The sequence below is a fragment of the Halorubrum rubrum genome (genome assembly GCF_024494685.1).
Classification (GTDB): Archaea; Halobacteriota; Halobacteria; order Halobacteriales; family Haloferacaceae; genus Halorubrum; species Halorubrum rubrum.
The window spans coordinates 53,796-71,282 of record NZ_JANHDM010000001.1 but is presented as its reverse complement, the minus strand read 5'-3'; the positions used below and the strand labels follow the sequence as shown (position 1 = coordinate 71,282).

The window sequence follows — 17,487 nt, the reverse complement described above, 5'->3', positions numbered from 1 at the left end:
ACACGGTGAACGTCTCCAAAGCCCCAGTCGCTCGGTACTCGGTCGTCGTCGACACGGTGAACGTCTCCAAAGCCCCAGTCGCGAGGAGCGCGCACGCTCGCTGTGCTCCTCGGTCGCTCACTTCGTTCGCTCCCTGTGGTGCTTACGTCGCCTGTGCGCTCCTCGCGACTGCCCCTTTGAATCCCACCCGAACCGCACAGCACCGCACCTCACGCCTCCCCAGCCTCGCCACTCGCGCTTTTCAAGCGCTCGTGGCGTCCCTCGCGGTCTGCTCGCGCCCTAGCGGGCGCTCGCAGGCACGCCACCGCCGACAGCGTCAGCCTCAACCACCGTTTCCTCCACCCACATCCGGCGCGTCCCTGCGCTTCGCTCACCCCCCGAACAGGCTGGAGTGGACCGGGGCGTGGTCCGGGTCGCAGTCGGGCTCCGCTTCCTCGTCGTCTCCACTCACGTCGTCGACGGCGCGGCCCTCGACGCCGTCGGCGAGGAAGTCGCGGAGCGGCGGGCCGACGCGTTCCGGTTCGACGAGGAACGCGTCGTGGCCGTGGTCGGAGTCGATCACGTGATGGGCGACGGGGACGTCGCGTTCGCGGAAGGCGGTCGCGACCGACTCGGCCTGCTCGACCGTGAAGTGCCAGTCGCCGGTGAAGCTCAGTAGGAGCGCCTCGCCCTCGAAGGCCGCGAGCGCGTCGGCGTCGGAGCCGTAGCCGGCGGCGAGGTCGTACTCGTCCATCGCGCGCGTGAGATAGAGGTAGCTGTTGGCGTCGAACCGCTCCGCGAACCCCTCCGCCTGATAGTCGAGGTACGACTCCACCTCGCGGTACGGGAAGAAGGCGGCCGCGGGGTCGGCCTCGAGCCCGAGGTCGCCCTGTTCGCGGCTCAGCGAGTCGCGGCCGGCCGAGCGCCGGCCGAACTTCCGCTCCATCGACGCCTTCGAGAGGTACATCACGTGGCCCATCTGGCGGGCCATCGCCAGCCCGGTGTCGGGCGAGTCGCGGTTCTCGCCGTAGTAGTCGCCGCCCCGCCAGTTCGGGTCCGCGCGGATCGCCCGGCGCGCGATGGCGTCGAGCCCGAGACACTGCGCGTCGAGCCGAGCGGCGGCGGCGACGGGGACGACGAGGTCGACGTCGTCGGGGTAGCGTTTCGCCCACTCGAGGACGTTCATCCCGCCGACGCTCCCGCCGACGACCGCCCGGAGCCGGCCGACGCCGAGGTGGTCGAGCAGCCGACGCTGCGCGCGCGCCCAGTCCTCGACTTGAACCGGCGGGAACGCCGTCCCCCAACGGTCGTGGTCGGGCGCCTCGCCGGGGAGATCGAGCTCCGCGGGCCGCTCGTTGGCCGGTCCCGACGTGCCGTAACAGGAACCGGGGACGTTCGCGCAGACGACGTAGTACTCGGTCGTGTCTATCGCTTTCCCCGGACCGACCACGTCGTCCCACCACGCGCGCGCCTGCCCGGCCTGGCCGGCGTCCACGTCGCGATCCGGCGTCCGGGCGACGTTCTGGCTGCCGGTGAGCGCGTGACACACCAACACGACGTTGTCGCCGTCGAACTCGCCGTACGTCTCGTAGCCGACCCGGAGGTTCGGAATCGACCGGCCGCACTCGAAGGTGAACTCCCCGAGGGTCGCGACGCCTGAATCGGTGGGTGTGGCCGCCATTCTCACGCCTCCGTCGACGTCGCCGCCGTCCCGAGCGCGGCGTCGAGGTCCGCGATCACGTCCGCGGCGTCCTCGATGCCGACCGAGAGCCGAACCATGTCCGCCCGGACGCCCGCGGCCTGCCGCGCCTCCTCGTCGAGCTGTGCGTGCGTGGTCGAGGCGGGGTGGATAACCAGCGTCTTGGCGTCGCCGATGTTCGCGAGGAAGCTCGCGAGGTCGACGGATTCACACAGGGCCTTCGCGGCCTCATAACCCCCGGCGGCACCGAACGTGATCATCCCTCCGTATCCTCGCAGATACGCGGTCGCGTCGTCGTGGGTCGGGTGGTCCTCGAAGCCCGGATGCGTCACCCAGTCGACCCGGTCGTCGTCGCGGAGGTACTCGGCGACCCGGCGGGCGTTCTCGCAGTGACGGTCCATTCGGAGCGGCAGCGTCTCCACGCCCTGGAGGGTCTGCCAGGCGTCGAACGGGGACTGCTGGCTTCCGGTCGGCCGGACCGCCCGCTGGCGGACGACGTTCGCGAAGGCGGCGTCGCCGAACCGCTCGACGAAGTCGATCGGGAACGCCGGCGACTCCCCGGAGAGTTCCTCGTACTCCGCGTCCGGGTGGTCCCACGGGAAGGTGCCGCCGTCGACGACGATCCCGCCGACGGTGGTGCCGTTGCCGGTGATCCACTTGGTCGTCGACTCCCAGACGACGTCCGCGCCGTGCTCGATCGGCCGGCAGAGGTACGGCGTCGCGAACGTGTTGTCGACGACGAGCGGGACCGCGTGCTCGTGGGCGATCCCCGCGAGCCGCTCGAAGTCGGGCGTGACGAGGGAGGGGTTCGAGAGCGTCTCCACGTGGACGAAGGCGGTGTCGTCGTCGATCGCCGCGGCGTACCCCTCGTAGTCGGTAGTCTCCACGAGGCGGGTCTCGACCCCGCGGCGGTTCGCGACGGTGGTGAGGTGCGTCCCGGTGCCGCCGTACATCTCCTCGCTGGCGACGACGTTGTCGCCGGCGCTCGCGAGCACCGTCGTGATCGCGTCGAACGCGCCCATTCCGGAGGCGGTCGCGACCGCACCGGACCCGCCCTCGAGGTCGGCGATCCGACTCTCGAGGGCGCGAACGGTCGGATTCGAGACGCGGGAGTAGACGTCGCCGTCGGCCCGGAGCGCGTACAGGTCCGCCGCCGCGTCGGCGTCCTCGAACGCGTAGGACGTCGTCTGATGGATCGGCGTCGCACGAGCCCCCGTCGCCGGGTCCGTGCCCGACCCGGCATGGAGACTCCGGGTGTCGAACCCACGTGTCATGTATGTAGCGCATATCTCTTTGTACTTCTATAACTGTCAGTTACGGCAAGGCCTGCCGGCCCCGACTCGTCGCCCCGCCCTGTCGCCCGCCATCCGAACTCCTTTGGGCCCGCCCGCCCACGGTCCGCCATGACCGAGGACGGCACGGTTCGCGGGCTGGTCGAGGCGCTCACGCTCGAGGAGACGACAAAGCTCGTCTCCGGGACGACCGATCCGACCGGCCGTGCCACGGGTTACCTCGCGGGCGTCGACCGGCTCGATATCCCTCCGTTGACCCTGGTCGACGGGCCGCTCGGCGTCCGGATCCCCGACGAGTCGGCGACCGCCTTTCCCGCCCCGATAGCGCTGGCCGCGACGTTCGACGCCGAGTTGGCCCGCGAGCACGGGGCCGCGCTCGGTCGCGAGACGAGGGTCGCCGGGGCCGATGCCCTACTCGCGCCGGGGACGAACCTGATCCGCGTCCCGCAGGGCGGGCGGAACTTCGAGTACTTCGCGGAGGACCCCGTGTTGTCGGCCGCGACCGCCGCGAACGTCGTCGAGGGGATCGAGTCCACGGACGTGGTAGCGACGCCGAAACACTACGTCGCGAACGCGCAGGAGACGGACCGCGCGACGGTCAGCGCCGAGATCGGCGAGCGCGCACTCCGCGAGCTGTACCTCCCGTCGTTCCGCGCCGCGGTCGCAGCCGGCGCCGGGTCGGTGATGTCGGCGTACAACCGCGTGAACGGGACCCGGATGAGCGACCACCGACGGCTGCTGACGGACGTGTTGAAAGACGAGTGGGGGTTCGACGGGTACGTCGTCTCCGACTGGTACGGCACCGAGGGCGCGGTCGACGCCGCGGCCGCCGGTCTGGACGTCGAGATGCCCGGCGTCCCGATGGGAGACGAGGCGGACGAGCCCGGAGACGACGGCGGCGGGGACGACGGCGACGACAGGAGTGACGACGACCCCGCGGACCCGATTCCTCCCGAGATCGCCCGCGGGATGCCCGATCCGGAGACGTGCGAGCCGTTCGACGAGGCGCTCCCCGCCGCGGTCCGGGACGGGTCGCTCCCGCGGGAGCGGCTCGACGACATGGCGGCGCGCGTCCTCCGGACGATGGACCGGATCGGGCTGTTGGACGGCGACCGATCCACCGTCGACGCCGACCTCGACGCCCACCGACGAACCGCGTTCGAGGTGGCGACGCGGGGGTCGGTGCTGCTGAAGAACGACGACGCGCTCCCGTTGGCGGACGACGCCGACGTCGCGCTCGTCGGCCCCGCGGTCGACGAGGCGGTCCTCGGCGGGGGCGGCTCCTCGGAGACGACGCCCGAGACGAGCACGACGCCGCGGGAGGGAGTCGAGGCGCGCGCGGCCGGGAGCGTGAGCGTCGTCCCCGGCCACCCGCCGGTCGAGGACGTCTCGATGCTCGACCTCCTGGCCGGCGGTGAGGACGACGCCGACGGGGGAGCGGTCGGGGAGGGAAGAGTCGACGAGGGAGACGGCGGCGGGGCAGGGGACGACGCCGCCGAAGGCTCGGCCGCCGACGCCGACCCGGCCGCCGACGTCGACGCGGCGGTCGCGGCCGCCGAGGGTGCGGACGTCGCCGTCGTCGTCGTCCGCGACACCGCCACGGAGGCGCTCGATCGGGACGGGCTCGGGCTGCCCGGCCGCCAGGACGAACTGATCGAGGCGGTCGCCGCGGTCGCCGACCGGACGGTCGTCGCGGCGGCCACGAGCGGCCCGGTCGAACTCCCGTGGCGCGACGCGGTCGACGCGGTCCTCCTCAACTGGTACCCTGGCCAGGTCCACGGCGGCGCGCTCGCGGCGCTCCTGTACGGCGACGCCGACCCGGGGGGCCGACTCCCGGTCACGTTCGCGCCGGAACCCGCGTACTCCACGGCCGACCGCCGGCGCTTCCCCGGCGTCGACGGGCGCGTCAGCCACGACGAGGGTGTCCTCGTCGGCTATCGCTGGTTCGACGCCCGCGACTCCGAGCCCACCTACCCGTTCGGCCACGGTCGCTCGTACGCGGCGTTCGCGTACCGCGACGCCGCCCTCGACATCGACGAGGAAGGCGACGCGGACGGTGACGTCGCCGTCACGGTCACGGTCGAGAACGTCGCCGACCGCGCCGGGCGCGAGGTGGTCCAGACGTACGTGCGGCCGCCGCGCGTCGCGGGCGTCGACCGTCCGGTCCGCGAGTTCGCCGGGGCCGAGAGCGTCGTCGTCGCCGCCGGCGAGACCGAGACGGTCACCGTCGGCCTCAACGACCTCGCGTTCTCCCGGTACGACCCCGCGGACGGCTGGACCGTCGACGCCGGGGAGTACGCCGTCGAGGTCGGCCGCTCCGCGCGGGACGCCCGGATCGAACTGACGGTGGAGCGGTGAACTCCGAACCACGCTCCGATCCTCCACCCGACCCGTCGAGCGAAACGTGCGTTTATCCCCGATGCCGCCCCACGGACCGGTAATGGCAGCCGCCGACAACCCGGTTCCCGACCTCGGCGACCGCGCCCGCGCCTGCGCCGGCCGCCTGCGCGAGGCGGACCGCGTCCTGCTCGCCTCACACATCGACGCCGACGGCCTCACGAGCGCCGCCGTCGCGTCGTCGGCGCTCGCGCGGGCGGGGATCGACCACGAGGTCGTCTTCGAGAAGCAGCTCGACGCCGAGTCGATCGCGAGGATCGCCGCCCGCGAGTTCGAGGTCGTCCTCTTCACCGACTTCGGTTCCGGTCAGCTCGACGTCATCGCCGACCACGAGGCGCGCGGCGACTTCGTTCCCGTGGTCGCCGACCACCACCGCCCCGCCGACGCCGATACGGCGTTCCACCTCAATCCGCTGCTCGAAGGGATCGACGGGGCGAGCGAGCTCTCGGGAGCGGGTGCGAGCTACGTTCTCGCCCGTGCTTTGGAGGACCCCGACGGCGACAACCGCGACCTCGCGGCGCTGGCGGTCGTCGGCGCGGTCGGCGACATGCAGAACGGTGGCGGGGGGCTCGACGGTGCGAACGCGGCCATCGTCGCGGACGGCGTCGACGCGGGGGTCCTCGAGGAACGCACCGATCTCGATCTGTACGGCCGCCAGACCCGTCCGCTCCCGAAGCTGCTGGAGTACGCCTCGGACGTTCGGATCCCGGGGATCTCCAACGACGAGGCTGGCGCGATCGGCTTCCTCCGGGACCTCGACGTCGACGTGAAACGCGACGGCGAGTGGCGGCGCTGGGTCGACCTCGCCGACGCGGAACGGCGGACGCTCGTCTCCGCGCTGATACGACGCGCCGTCGCTTCCGGCGTCCCCGCCGACCGGATCGAGACCCTCGTCGGAACCTCCTACACGCTGCTCGACGAGGAGTCGGGGACCGAGCTCCGGGACGTCAGCGAGTTCTCGACGCTGCTCAACGCGACTGCGCGGTACGAGCGCGCGGACGTGGGGCTCGCAGTGTGTCTCGGCGATCGCGACGCGGCGCTCGCGGAGGCGCGACGGCTGCTCCGGAACCACAGGCGAAACCTCTCGGAGGGGCTCCAGTGGGTGAAAACGGAGGGGGTAACTCACGAGGAGCACCTCCAGTGGTTCGACGCCGGCTCGCGGATCCGCGAGACGATCGTCGGGATCGTCGCGGGCATGGCCGCCGGATCGCCCGCGGTCGACCGATCCAAGCCCGTGATCGCCTTCGCCGAGAAGAACGACGCGGAGTTGAAGGTATCCTCGCGCGGAACCGGGCGCTTGGTCCGACAGGGTCTCGACCTCTCGGCCGTGATGCGGGAAGCGAGCCGGTCCGTGGGCGGCGACGGCGGCGGTCACGACGTCGCCGCCGGCGCGACGATCCCGATCGACGAACGCGACGCGTTCCTCACGGCGGCGGACGCGCTGGTCGGGGAGCAGCTCTCCTCGTGAGCGGGAGGCCGGTCGTCCCCGGCGTCACGCCTCGCCGATGTCCCGAAACATCGCGCGGTAGTCGTCCGTCGACAGCGACTCGGTGATGGCGTCGATGTCGGCGTCGATCTCCTCGAGCCGTTCGACGAGTTCGGCGAACGCCTCGTTGCCGTCGAGTTGGGTGGTCGGTTTCTGTGCTTTGAGCACCGCGCGTTTGCTTGCCAGCGCCGCGGCCTCCTGGAGGAGATCGTCGTACTCGTCACGGGTTAAAAGCGTCTCGAGCGCGGCGAGGAGGTTCGTTCGGCTCACGGGCTTGGTCAGATACAGATCGAAACCCATGCCGATGATGTCGAAGTCGGGTTCCACCGCAGTCACCATCCCGACTCGACAATCGAGGTCGTTCCCGCGGATGTGTTCGAGCACGTCATCGCCGCTGCCGTCGGGGAGCCGCCGGTCGAGCAGGACGGCGTCGAAGCTCTCGTCGACGACGTCCATCGCCTCGGCGGCCGTCTCGGCGACGGTGACGTCGTAGCGCTCCTCGAGGAAGCCGGCGTAAAGCGCCGCGATATCCGGTTCGTCCTCCACGACGAGGACCGTCGCTTCGCTCACCGTCGATCACCGCCGGGGACGACGGGGTACGCTTCACCGAACATACTGGACGTGGCGGCGTGTCGACGAATAAAGCTGTCGCCGTCTTCCCGTCCGTAAAAATCCGGTCGTCTCCCGAGCCGCTCCGACGGTTCAAACGGATCGTCTTTTATGTACTCCCGCCGCGAAGGCCAACGCGAATGTCAGAACTCGTCTCTACCGGAGTCGAGGGGCTCGACTCGATCCTCACCGGCGGCATCACGGAGCAGTCGACCGTTCTGGTCTCCGGCAACCCCGGTACCGGAAAGAGCATATTCGGGATCCAGTTCCTCTACACGGGCGTCACCGACCACGACGAGCGCGGCGTGTACGTCTCCTTCGAGGAGGACGAAGCCGACATCCGCGCCGCCGCCGAATCGGTCGGGTTCGACGACTTCGGCGAGCTGGTCGACGAGGACCAGATCGTGGTCCTCGACAAACGACAGATGCTCAGGGAGACCGACTTCTCGACGGCCGTCGACAAGCTGCTCGACACGGTCGAAGGCGAGAAGTTCGACCGGCTCGTGCTCGACTCGCTGTCGATGTTCCAGCTGTTCTTCGAGGACGAACAAGAGAAGCGGACGTACCTGCTGAAGTTCTCGGACATCCTCAAGGCGAACGGGCTGACCTCGCTTCTCATCAACGAGCAGGGCGCGGTGTTCCCCGACACCGAGGTCGGACTGGAGAACTTCCTCACCGACGGCAACATCTACTTCATCCAGACCCCGACGGACTCGGGCGTCAATCGTTACGTCTGGGTCGCGAAGATGCGCAAACAGGACATCGACACGGACATCTTCCCGATGGATATCGGCCAGGGCGGGATCACGGTCCACGAGCGGGCGGGCGGGTTCTCGATGATGAGCCGGTCGGACGAGCCGTCGTTCTGACCGGCGGCGGGGGCGTGCCGATTCGGTCGGCTCGGTCGGATCCTCTTCGCTTCTCAGTCCCCTCTCGCCGAGAGGTCACGCCACACGTCGTCGAGGCGGTTCTTGACCGCGGAGCGCTCCTCCACTTCGACGGTGAGACCGTCCCGGAAGTCGACGTCGACGCCGTCGACCTTCCGGCGGTACACCTTCACGCGACGGTGTTCCTCGGAGAGGGGCCGGTCGTGGAGTTCGAGGAGATTCGCCTCCTCCAGTTCGTTGATCCGGCGGTAACACGTCGCGATCGGCACGTCCAGCTCCTCGCTCAGGTCCTGTGCGGACTTGGCGTCACCCGTCGCCGTCAGGATGTCCGTGTTGTACTTGTTCCCGAGCACCGTGATCAGGTCGTCCCCCACCATTATCGTTATCAATTGTGAATTTCAGACCCAAAAAGATATCGATGGTCGCCGAATGAACGAGCGAGATCACCGAGCCGTCGACGTAGATCACTCGTATTTCGACGGTATCGGGCGTTCGACGCTCGTTCGAGAACGGTCGTCGGAATTCCTCCGAATATTATCGGTATTGATACCCGTCCCCGGACGTGTATCGTGACCGGACGGACAGACCGCGTATGGACCCCATCGAAGGCGTGTATCTCGTGACGACCGTCGTGCTCGCGGGGGCGGGCGCGACGCTGTCGGCGTTCGCGGTGACGGCGCATCGCTCCTCGGGGCGGACCGCCACGGCGTACCTCGCCGTGGGATTCGGCCTGGTCGTCGTCGCTGCGCTCGCCACGCCCCTCGCGGCGTTCCGGACCGCGTTCGCGAACCCTCGGGCGCTGTTTTTGATCGACACCGGGCTGATCGCCGGGTCGATGGCGCTCGTCGCCGGGAGCCTCGCCGTCTACGAGCCCGGCACACGTGAGCGCGTGATCTCCGAGTCGGAGATCGCCGAACGTCACGAGCGGTGACTCCCGGATCCAGATCTGATATACGGACGCCCCGTTCGTTATTTCTTTCTGTAACTAATAGAAGAATCAAAACCCGAAAACCGCACGACTGCGGTCGTTTATCAGAACGAATAACCGGCCCCGTGTCTTTAATAGATGATTCCCGCTCCGTAGCGATAACGCCCGCCGGGTGGACCGCGGGCCCACACAACAGACAATGTTCGAAACCATACTGGACGAGGAAGAGCGCGGTCAAGTGGGGATCGGGACGCTCATCGTGTTCATCGCGATGGTGCTGGTGGCGGCGATCGCCGCGGGCGTCCTGATCAACACGGCCGGCTTCCTCCAGACGCAGGCGGAGGCGACGGGCGAGGAGAGTACATCACAGGTGAGCGACCGGCTCCAGGTCGTGAGCCAGTCTGGATACCTCGACGACACGGGCGCCGGTGACGTGGACCATCTCGAGTTCGTGGTGGCGCAGTCGCCGGGCGGGGACAACATCGATCTCGGGGAAGTGTCAGCCGAAATCATCGGTGGTGACGGTCAGTCGACCTTCGAGCTGGACGATAATGCGGTCTCCATCGACATCTTCACCGGCGGTAACGGCGAGGTGTTGACCGAGAACAGCGACCGAGCCGAGGTCTCGATCGCCCTCACCGACGACAACGATATCGGGGTGGGCTCCAGCGACGACCTCGACTACGCGCTCGCAGAGGGCGATTCGCTGACGGTGACGTTCACGACGTCGAGCGGTGCGACGACGACCACCGAGATCCGGATTCCGAGTACTGTCGTCGAAAATTCGGTGAGGCTGTGACGATGTTCGAGTTCATTACCAACACGGAAGAGCGCGGTCAGGTGGGGATCGGGACGCTCATCGTGTTCATCGCGATGGTGCTGGTGGCGGCGATCGCCGCGGGCGTCCTGATCAACACGGCCGGGTTCCTTCAGACGCAAGCAGAGGCAACGGGCGAAGACAGCACGGATCTCGTCTCGGAGCGGATCAACGTGAACAGCGAGGTCGGGATCGTCTCCGGTGACACGCTCAGCGAGATCCGCCTGAGCGTCGCCGGTGCGCCCGGCGCCGGGCAGATCGACCTCTCTGAGACCACCATTCAGGCGGTGGGTCCCGGCGGGCAGGAGAACCTCGTGTTCACCGACGGTGCTGGGACTACCAGTACTGAGACCGTCGCCACTGACGCCCTCACATCGAATGACGATGGCGAAGTTATCATCGATACCGTCAACGCCGCTGAGTTCGTGGACGAGTACGACGAGATCGATTCGGAGACCGACGATGTTGACGTGACCCTCTCCATTGAGGGAGAAACGGCAACGAAAACCGCAAGTGTAGACAGCCTACAAGACACAACGTTCGTCATTGAGAGCGATGGTGATCTCTCCAGCGGCGCAACTGGAACTGATGATAGTTCAGATGCCGGACTCGGGGACGGCGATGAGGTGACCCTCGAGATCGAACCATCGAGCGGCGGTGACGTGTTCGTCGATGAAACCGAGACCGCCGCCGATTCGAGCGCTCCGGCTATCGAGGCATTCACTACCTCTGAACAGGTGAGTGAGCTCGGCCCGAACGAGTTCGCTGTCGGTTCGGACGGTGACTTCTATGATTCGGCGGTCCTCGACGAAGAGAAAGACTTCACGATCCTGATCAATCCCGACTCGGGTGCGTTCGACGACTCGGGCGCCTTCGGTGAGGGGCAGCAGGCGACGCTCGACATCGTCTCGCCGGCCGGCGCGACGACCCAGGTCGAGCTCCGCGCACCCGACCTCTTCAACGAGGACGGCGAAGCGGTCCGGCTCTAACGAGCCTCGAACCGCTCGCTAACCACGTCCCCGGTGGATCGGTCCGCCCGGAACACCTATTTTCTCGCACGACCACGCCTACGCCATGAGTGACCACGACGCACCGCCGGCCGATCCCGACGACCTCGATTTCACCGACGACGAGAGCGTCGTCGAGATCGGGGAGGGCCGGTACGTCGTCGGCACCGACGGCCGGCCCAACGTCCGGCGGCGGTCGCCGGACCCGGAACCCGATCCGGGACCGGCCGACGGCTCTGGGTTCCGGTCGCCCGCGAACCCCAGTCCCGCCGACGAGCGCGAGCCGGTCGCCGGGGAGCAGGCCCGTGCGGGTGGTGGAGCCGGATCGTCCGGCGATCGCGGAAACGGCGGCGTCGACTGCCGCGCCGTGAGCCGGTGGCTGGCCGAGTCCTTCGACGACGACGGCTTCGACTACGGCGTGGACGTGACGCTCCACGCGAAGGGCTCGACCGCCCGCAACCGAATGGTCTCGAACGACGTGACGGCGACGTTCGACAACGTCCTCTCGTGGTTCGTCGCCAACGCCGGACCGGGGACCGACCCCGCCGAGGCGCTCGGCCTGCTGCTCGTCGCCGCCGACACCCCGATCGACGTGCCGCCGGTGGCGATCAAACGCTTCGCGGCGGATCAGGGACTCTCCGCGAACGACTCCATCGGCGATCTGATCCGCGCCGCGGAGGACGCCGGCGGGTTCCGGATCGAGTGAGTTCGGGCGATCAGTTGGTTGTGATCGAGAGTCCGGGATCGGGAGAGATCGACGCGATCGACGCGGTCGTTGCTACCGCAGTAAACACGTCCAAAGCCCCCGCCTCCCGGCTGCCCCTTTGAGTCCCACCCGACCGCAACCGCCCCGCGACCGCACCTCACGTCTCCCCAGCCTCGTCGCCGGACTACGTCCGGCTGCCAGAGGCGCGGAGCGCCTCGCTGCGGCTCCTTTCAGTCGCCGCGTCCCTCGCGTTCTGCTCGTGCCCTCTCGGGCGCTCGCAGGCGCGCCGACCGCACCGTATGATCGATCGTGTCTTGAACTATCACACGAAGAACAGCGCCACGCCGAGGATCACGAAGACCGCGTACAGCCCCGCCATCGCCTCCCGCTTGAACGTCCCGCCGACCGGCAGGCCGAGCAGCCGCCGGGTCGGCGGAAGGATCGCGATCCCGCCCAACAGCAGGAACCACGCGCCGGGGTTCGTGATCTGGGTGAGCGCGATAACGATCGTCGCGTAGCCGACGACGTAGCTTCCCCGCCGCCACAGCTGCTCGCGCTCCGTGAGCTCCTCGGCTGCGACGCCGAAGATATCGGCGGCGGTGATATCGCCGCTTTCCCCGTTGCCACCCTCGCTGGTTCCGCCGCCCCCGGACCGTGCGGCCACCTGTTTCGCCTGCCGCTGGACGTACTGGTCGAGCTCCTCGGCGGCCGCCTCGTTCTGCGGTGCGCCGCACTGCGAACAGAACCGGGCGGACTCGTCGATCGACGCCTCACAGCGGGGGCAGGACTTCATCCTCATCGGAACGGCACCGCGGTCGGGCTTAACTCTTCGGTCCGCACTCCGGATCCGTCGCGATCCCGGATCGTTCGTTTGGCCCTTCGGGCCCTCTACCCGTGATTAACGGCCGGTTCTTTCGTTTTCTGAGTTGATAATCAGAGAGGCACGTTTTAGTCGGTACGCGGTCGAGTCGCCTCCATCGACTGGCGGCCCGTCGACGGACGGGTCGCGCGGATCACGCCAACGATGTCACAGCCATCCCCGCCCTCATCGACGAATGCGTCCGGTCCCTCGGGCGCTGCGCCTTCTTCCGACGGCGGACCCGTCGACGCATCCCCCCTCGGCGTCACCCTCCTCGGCGTCGCCCTATTCGGCCTCCTCCTCGCCGGCACGATCCCGATCGTCGGGGCGGCCCCGAGCGAGAGCGGGGGAACTCCCGTCGGAGGCGAGGCCGACGTGATGGCGCTCGATGTTCCGGGAGGCGGGGACGGTCCCGCCGCGGTCAACGCATCCTTCGGGTCTGATACGTACACGACGACCGCCGGGGACCTCGCCGAGGTGACCGTGGATGTTGAGGACGGCCCGAAGTACCTCCTCGTGGGCGGGAACCGCCTCAGTGACGCGAACGGTCCCGTCGGATTCGTCGACGTCGTCGAGGTCAGCGGCGAGGGCTCGGTCACCCTCACGCTCAACACCCGCACGGCCGGAACGGGGGTGGAGTACGCCTCCGTCACGAGCGAGGAGGGCGACGCGACCAGCTGTTCGGTGGGCGGCTGCTCGCTCGAGTTCGTCGACGGGGACGGCGAGACGGTCGCGACCGACCTCTCGGGACTCCCCTCCGAGACGGGTGCCGACGGCCCGGTTCGTCCGCTCGCCTCCGAGCGCTATCGGCTCTCGCTCGTCGACAACGCGACCTTCACCGTCGACGAGGACGGCATCGTCGCTCCTGCGGCCGCCTCCGAACGATCGGAACTCGTCTTGACCGACCCGGAGCGACGGATCGCGGAGGAGGTGGAGGTGTTCACGACGATGCCGGCCGAGCGGGATGCTGAGTCCGACTCCGAGTCGGGGATCGAGCCGATCGGCTCGTTGCGGAGCGACGGACTCGAGCGGTCGGCCGTCACGAAGGGCGATCGACTCGTGATCGGCGTCGAAGCGGCCGGGATCTGGGGTGCGCTCTCGCACATCGCCGATGAGCGCGACGCGGGGCCGGTCACCGCCGGCGAGAACGCGAGCGGTGCGGTCCTCGGCGACCTGCTCGCCGCGGAGGAGGGGATACGCCTGCGAATCAAACAAACGAACCGACCGAACCACGCGACTCCGATCGGCCCCGACGACCTCGCGGACGCCACGCTGATCTTCGAGTCGGCGAGCGAGCTGGAGGCCGCGCCCGACGACCCGACCGCGAGCCGTCTCTATCTCGTGATCGACACGGGAGACGGGAACGCGATCGGCGACCGACTCGATCCAGGCGACGAGTACCGCGTCGAATTCGGGCTCGAAGGGGCCGACGGCGAGCGATATCGGTTCGCCGACGATCCCGATGCGGTCGACGCCGAGCCCCCGTTCGCCGCCGCCTCGGTCGGCGACGACGGGCCGTCCGAGCAGTTCCCGTACCTCTCGACCGACGAGACCGGCGTTTCGGCGGATGCGACGTTCTCGGTCTCGGAGCGCTACCTCCGCTACGATCACGTCACCGACGACGGCGAGGTGCTCGTCGACGACGATGGGGTCACCGGAACCACCACGCTGTTGCCTGCGACCGATCTGACTGCCGAGTTCGCGTACGACGGCGGCGAAACGCCGCGAACAGCCGAGTCGGAGGTCCGGATCGACGACGACGGCAACTTCAGCGTCGATCCCGGGATCACCGAGGCGGAGCCCGGCGAGCGCTTGACGATCGATCTCTACGCCGACGACACGCCCTACGACAGCCGGACGGCGATCGTCGCCGCGGACGCCGACGATCCCGACAGGCTACGACTCGAGAACGCGACGACGAACCTCACCGTGACACGCGGGGACGCCCTCTCGGCGCTGTCCGTGACGGTCCGAAACGCTGGCGTCGTCGAGGGCCGCGAGGAGTTGTCGCTCGAAGTCGCAGACGAGGGTGTCGTCGCGGAGCGGTACGTGACGGCCGCGCCCGACGAGCCGAGAAACGAGACGTTCGACGAGACGGTGGCCGACCTCGAACCGGGCACGTACTCGTACACGCTGGCGCTCGACGACGACGAGATCGATGGGATGCTGACGATCGAGCGCGATCCCGCCGTGACCAAGATCGAGGATGGAAGCGGCGACGACCGAGGAGGATCTCGAAACGAAACGGACTCCGCGAACGGAACCGAGCCCGCGAACGAAACGGACTCCGCGAACGGAACCGAGCCCGCGAGCGGAGACGGGACGCCCCTCGAGAAAGACACGGAAACCGGAAACGAGTCGGATTCCGGGGACGGACCGGTGTCTGAAAACGGTACGGCGTCCGGATCCAACTCCGCGAACGACACGGGAACTGGGAGCGGGTCCGCGGTCGGCGGGGACGGGGATAACGCTCCCGACGAGACGGCCGACTCGACGTCGCCTCCCCTGATTCCGGTCGGCACCCGCGAGGCGTTCGGCGGGACGGTCCTCGTGGGTGCGACGTACCTGCTCGGCCACTGGGTGTGAGCCCGATCGAGATCCGTGCGCGGATCAGTTCTCAACGATGAGAACCGCGGGCGAGCGGTTAAGTGGCCGCTGGCTCCGAGTTCGTGTATATGGCGAAGCGCGTGCTCATCGCGGACGATTCGGAGTTCATGCGGAACCTGCTCCGTGAGATCCTTGAGGGGGAGTTCGAGATCGTCGGCGAGGCGGAGAACGGGGTGGAGGCGGTGAACATGTACGACGAACACGGTCCCGACCTCGTGATGATGGACATCGTGATGCCCATCCGCGACGGGATCGAGGCGACGACGGAGATCAAAGGCGACGACCCGGAGGCGACGGTGATCATGTGTACCAGCGTCGGCCAGGAGGAGAAGATGAAGGCGGCGATCAAAGCCGGCGCGGAGGGGTACATCACGAAGCCGTTCCAGAAGCCGAACGTCCTCGACGCCATCGGGTCGGCCGTCTGATGCGCGTCGACGTTCGAGCGCTCGGCGCGTGTAACCGGCTCGCCGAGCGCGGTGCCGAACGCGCCGCCAACGCGCTGGGCGAGCTGACGGGGTCGGACCTCGCGGTCGAGGTCACGGGCGCGAGCGTCGCCACCGGCGAGGACCTCGCGGAGGCCTTCGCCGGCCGCGAGTCGATCGGCGTGCGCGTCGGGCTCGACGGCGGCCTCGAGGGTGCGGCCGTGCTCGCGTTCGACGCCGAACAGATCGACGGACTGCTCTCGGTGCTGCCCGGCGGCGCGTCGATGGGGCGAAGCGCGGTGACCGAGGTCGGAAACATCGCGCTCGGCGGGTTCCTCGACGGCTGGGCCAACTACCTCGGGCGGGCGATCGACATGACGCCGCCGCGGTACTTCGAGGCGGACGGCGCGGCGGTGCTGCCGGACGGGGCGCTCGCCGGGGACGGCGTCTTCCTCTTCGAGAGCCGGCTCGACGCGACGGGGACCGACCTCGACTTCTCGATCTACATGCTCCCCGACTCCGGGCCGTTCCGGGATCTGGTGGTCGGCAAGACCGCCACGGCGGCGACCGCGGGTGCGGAAGGCGCCGGCGGCTCCGCGGGCGGGACGACCACCACCGCGGTCCCGTACGAGTCGCTCTCGACGTTCGCGTCGCTGGCGAAGCGCGGCTCGGCGAACGCCGCCGACAACATCGGAATGATGACCGGCCTCGAGACCACCGTCGACGTGAGTCGGCTCCGGTTCGTCCCCCTCGCGGACGTTCCGAGCGAGGTCGGCACGGAACCGCACGCGGGCACCGTCTTCGAGCTTCGGGGCGAGCCGAGCGGCTACCTCGCGATCCTCTTCTCGGAGGAGTCGGCGGCCGCGATCGCCGAGGCGATGCTCCCGATGGAACCGGACGAGCCGCTCGGCGAGATGGCCGAGAACGCGCTCTGTGAGCTCGGCAACGTGATGACGAGCGGGTTCATCGACGGCTGGGCGAACGTCCTCGGCACGTCCATCTCGCACTCCCCGCCGGAGTTCGTTCACGACATCGGATCGGCGACGGTCAGCCCGCTGGTCGCCTCGTTGAGCCGACGCCAGGACTACGGGTTCGTCATCGACGCCGCCATCCGGACGGAGGGCGTTCAGGCGCGGTGTGACGTGTACGCGCTCCCCGACGAGCGCGAACTGGCGGCGGTGCTCGAACGACTCTCCGAGACATGAGCCACCCCACGCCGTCGGGGGATCGGACCGCTTCGGACCGGGGCGAGCCCCCCCGGCGCGTGAAGGTCGGCGTCGGCGATCTCGCCGTGGTGAACGACGGCGCGGTTCTGATGACGAGCGGCCTCGGCTCCTGTGTCGCGGTCGCGCTCGTCGATCCGGAGACCGACACGCGTGGATTGTTACACGCCATGCTCCCGTCCGCGGACGGGACCGTCTCTTACACGCCTCGCCCGGCGAAGTACGTCGACTCGGGACTCGAGACGCTCGTCGACGAACTGGCGTCGGCCGGCGGGTCGCCCGGTCGGCTCGAGGCACGGCTCGTCGGCGGCGCGGAGATGCTCGATCTCACGGCCGCCGTCGGTCCGCGGAACGTCGAAAGGGCCCGCGAAAGCCTGGAACGCGCCGGCATTCCGATCGTCGCCAGCGACGTCGGCGATGCCGTCGGCCGGACGGTGCGGTTCCTCCCCGGCGGCGAGGTCGCCGTCCGGGCGGCGGACGGCTTCGAGCGCACGTTGTAAGGCCCTGCGTGGCCGATCCCGCCACTACCTGTGTTCTCACGCCTGATATTTTGAGGAGTGGGTTGAAGT

15 protein-coding genes and 1 pseudogene are annotated in these 17,487 nt (G+C 68.8%); 11 read left to right on the top strand and 5 right to left on the bottom strand.

Features of this window, described 5'->3' with window-relative positions; all coding sequences use genetic code 11:
• Window positions 1-370: 370 nt before the first annotated feature.
• Both metX and NO889_RS00335 read right to left on the bottom strand, forming a co-directional pair.
• Complete coding sequence (gene metX, locus NO889_RS00340) at window positions 371-1,660, bottom strand: homoserine O-acetyltransferase MetX (protein ID WP_256410271.1); 1,290 nt, start codon at window positions 1,658-1,660, stop codon at window positions 371-373.
• Window positions 1,661-1,662: 2 nt separating this feature from the next.
• On the bottom strand, window positions 1,663-2,952 hold the full coding sequence (locus NO889_RS00335) for an O-acetylhomoserine aminocarboxypropyltransferase/cysteine synthase family protein (RefSeq protein WP_256410270.1): 1,290 nt from the start codon (window positions 2,950-2,952) through the stop codon (window positions 1,663-1,665).
• A gap of 129 nt (window positions 2,953-3,081) precedes the next feature.
• On the opposite strand from NO889_RS00335, the gene NO889_RS00330 reads away from it, so the two are divergent.
• Window positions 3,082-5,328, top strand: a complete 2,247-nt coding sequence (locus NO889_RS00330; RefSeq protein ID WP_256410269.1) for a beta-glucosidase family protein — start codon at window positions 3,082-3,084, stop codon at window positions 5,326-5,328.
• An 82-nt stretch (window positions 5,329-5,410) separates the two neighbouring features.
• The gene (recJ, locus tag NO889_RS00325; protein ID WP_256410268.1) at window positions 5,411-6,835 is read left to right on the top strand and encodes a RecJ family nuclease; all 1,425 of its coding nucleotides are present in this window, start codon (window positions 5,411-5,413) and stop codon (window positions 6,833-6,835) included.
• A gap of 24 nt (window positions 6,836-6,859) precedes the next feature.
• On the opposite strand, the gene NO889_RS00320 is transcribed toward recJ, so the two are convergent.
• Window positions 6,860-7,423 (bottom strand): HalX domain-containing protein, encoded by a 564-nt coding sequence (locus NO889_RS00320; protein ID WP_256410267.1) that lies wholly within the window; start codon window positions 7,421-7,423, stop codon window positions 6,860-6,862.
• Window positions 7,424-7,602: 179 nt separating this feature from the next.
• Between NO889_RS00320 and NO889_RS00315 the strand changes: the two genes are divergently transcribed.
• Window positions 7,603-8,331 (top strand): RAD55 family ATPase, encoded by a 729-nt coding sequence (locus NO889_RS00315; protein ID WP_256410266.1) that lies wholly within the window; start codon window positions 7,603-7,605, stop codon window positions 8,329-8,331.
• 53 nt (window positions 8,332-8,384) lie between these two features.
• Here NO889_RS00315 and NO889_RS00310 read toward each other — a convergent pair whose 3' ends face one another.
• Window positions 8,385-8,726, bottom strand: a complete 342-nt coding sequence (locus tag NO889_RS00310) for a helix-turn-helix domain-containing protein (RefSeq protein WP_256410265.1) — start codon at window positions 8,724-8,726, stop codon at window positions 8,385-8,387.
• Window positions 8,727-8,941: 215 nt separating this feature from the next.
• Here NO889_RS00310 and NO889_RS00305 point away from each other — a divergent pair, with 215 nt between their 5' ends.
• From NO889_RS00305 to NO889_RS00285, 4 genes and pseudogenes are all read left to right on the top strand, one after another.
• Window positions 8,942-9,280 carry a hypothetical protein gene (locus NO889_RS00305; protein ID WP_256410264.1) on the top strand — a complete coding sequence of 113 codons (339 nt, stop codon included), beginning with the start codon at window positions 8,942-8,944 and terminating at the stop codon, window positions 9,278-9,280.
• Between the two features lie 196 nt (window positions 9,281-9,476).
• Window positions 9,477-10,076, top strand: a complete 600-nt coding sequence (locus NO889_RS00300) for an archaellin/type IV pilin N-terminal domain-containing protein (RefSeq protein ID WP_256410263.1) — start codon at window positions 9,477-9,479, stop codon at window positions 10,074-10,076.
• 2 nt (window positions 10,077-10,078) lie between these two features.
• A pseudogene (locus NO889_RS16475) lies at window positions 10,079-10,483 on the top strand (archaellin/type IV pilin N-terminal domain-containing protein); the annotation flags it as partial.
• A 685-nt stretch (window positions 10,484-11,168) separates the two neighbouring features.
• Window positions 11,169-11,807 (top strand): DUF7500 family protein, encoded by a 639-nt coding sequence (locus NO889_RS00285; protein ID WP_256410262.1) that lies wholly within the window; start codon window positions 11,169-11,171, stop codon window positions 11,805-11,807.
• A 322-nt stretch (window positions 11,808-12,129) separates the two neighbouring features.
• Here the strand turns inward: NO889_RS00285 and NO889_RS00280 are convergent, their stop codons facing one another.
• A complete protein-coding gene (locus NO889_RS00280; RefSeq protein ID WP_256410261.1) occupies window positions 12,130-12,600 on the bottom strand; it encodes a zinc ribbon domain-containing protein in 471 nt (156 codons plus the stop codon).
• A gap of 231 nt (window positions 12,601-12,831) precedes the next feature.
• Here NO889_RS00280 and NO889_RS00275 point away from each other — a divergent pair, with 231 nt between their 5' ends.
• The 4 genes from NO889_RS00275 to NO889_RS00260 all read left to right on the top strand — a co-directional run bounded on the left by NO889_RS00275 (window position 12,832) and on the right by NO889_RS00260 (window position 17,418).
• Window positions 12,832-15,252, top strand: a complete 2,421-nt coding sequence (locus NO889_RS00275; RefSeq protein WP_256410260.1) for an MSCRAMM family adhesin SdrC — start codon at window positions 12,832-12,834, stop codon at window positions 15,250-15,252.
• A gap of 89 nt (window positions 15,253-15,341) precedes the next feature.
• Window positions 15,342-15,698 (top strand): chemotaxis protein CheY, encoded by a 357-nt coding sequence (gene cheY, locus NO889_RS00270; RefSeq protein ID WP_142986111.1) that lies wholly within the window; start codon window positions 15,342-15,344, stop codon window positions 15,696-15,698.
• A complete protein-coding gene (locus NO889_RS00265; RefSeq protein ID WP_256410259.1) occupies window positions 15,698-16,900 on the top strand; it encodes a chemotaxis protein CheC in 1,203 nt (400 codons plus the stop codon). The genes cheY and NO889_RS00265 overlap by 1 nt, the downstream gene beginning before the upstream one ends.
• Entirely contained in the window at window positions 16,897-17,418 is a 522-nt protein-coding gene (locus NO889_RS00260; RefSeq protein ID WP_256410258.1) for a chemotaxis protein CheD, read from the top strand. The genes NO889_RS00265 and NO889_RS00260 overlap by 4 nt, the downstream gene beginning before the upstream one ends.
• Window positions 17,419-17,487 lie beyond the last annotated feature (69 nt).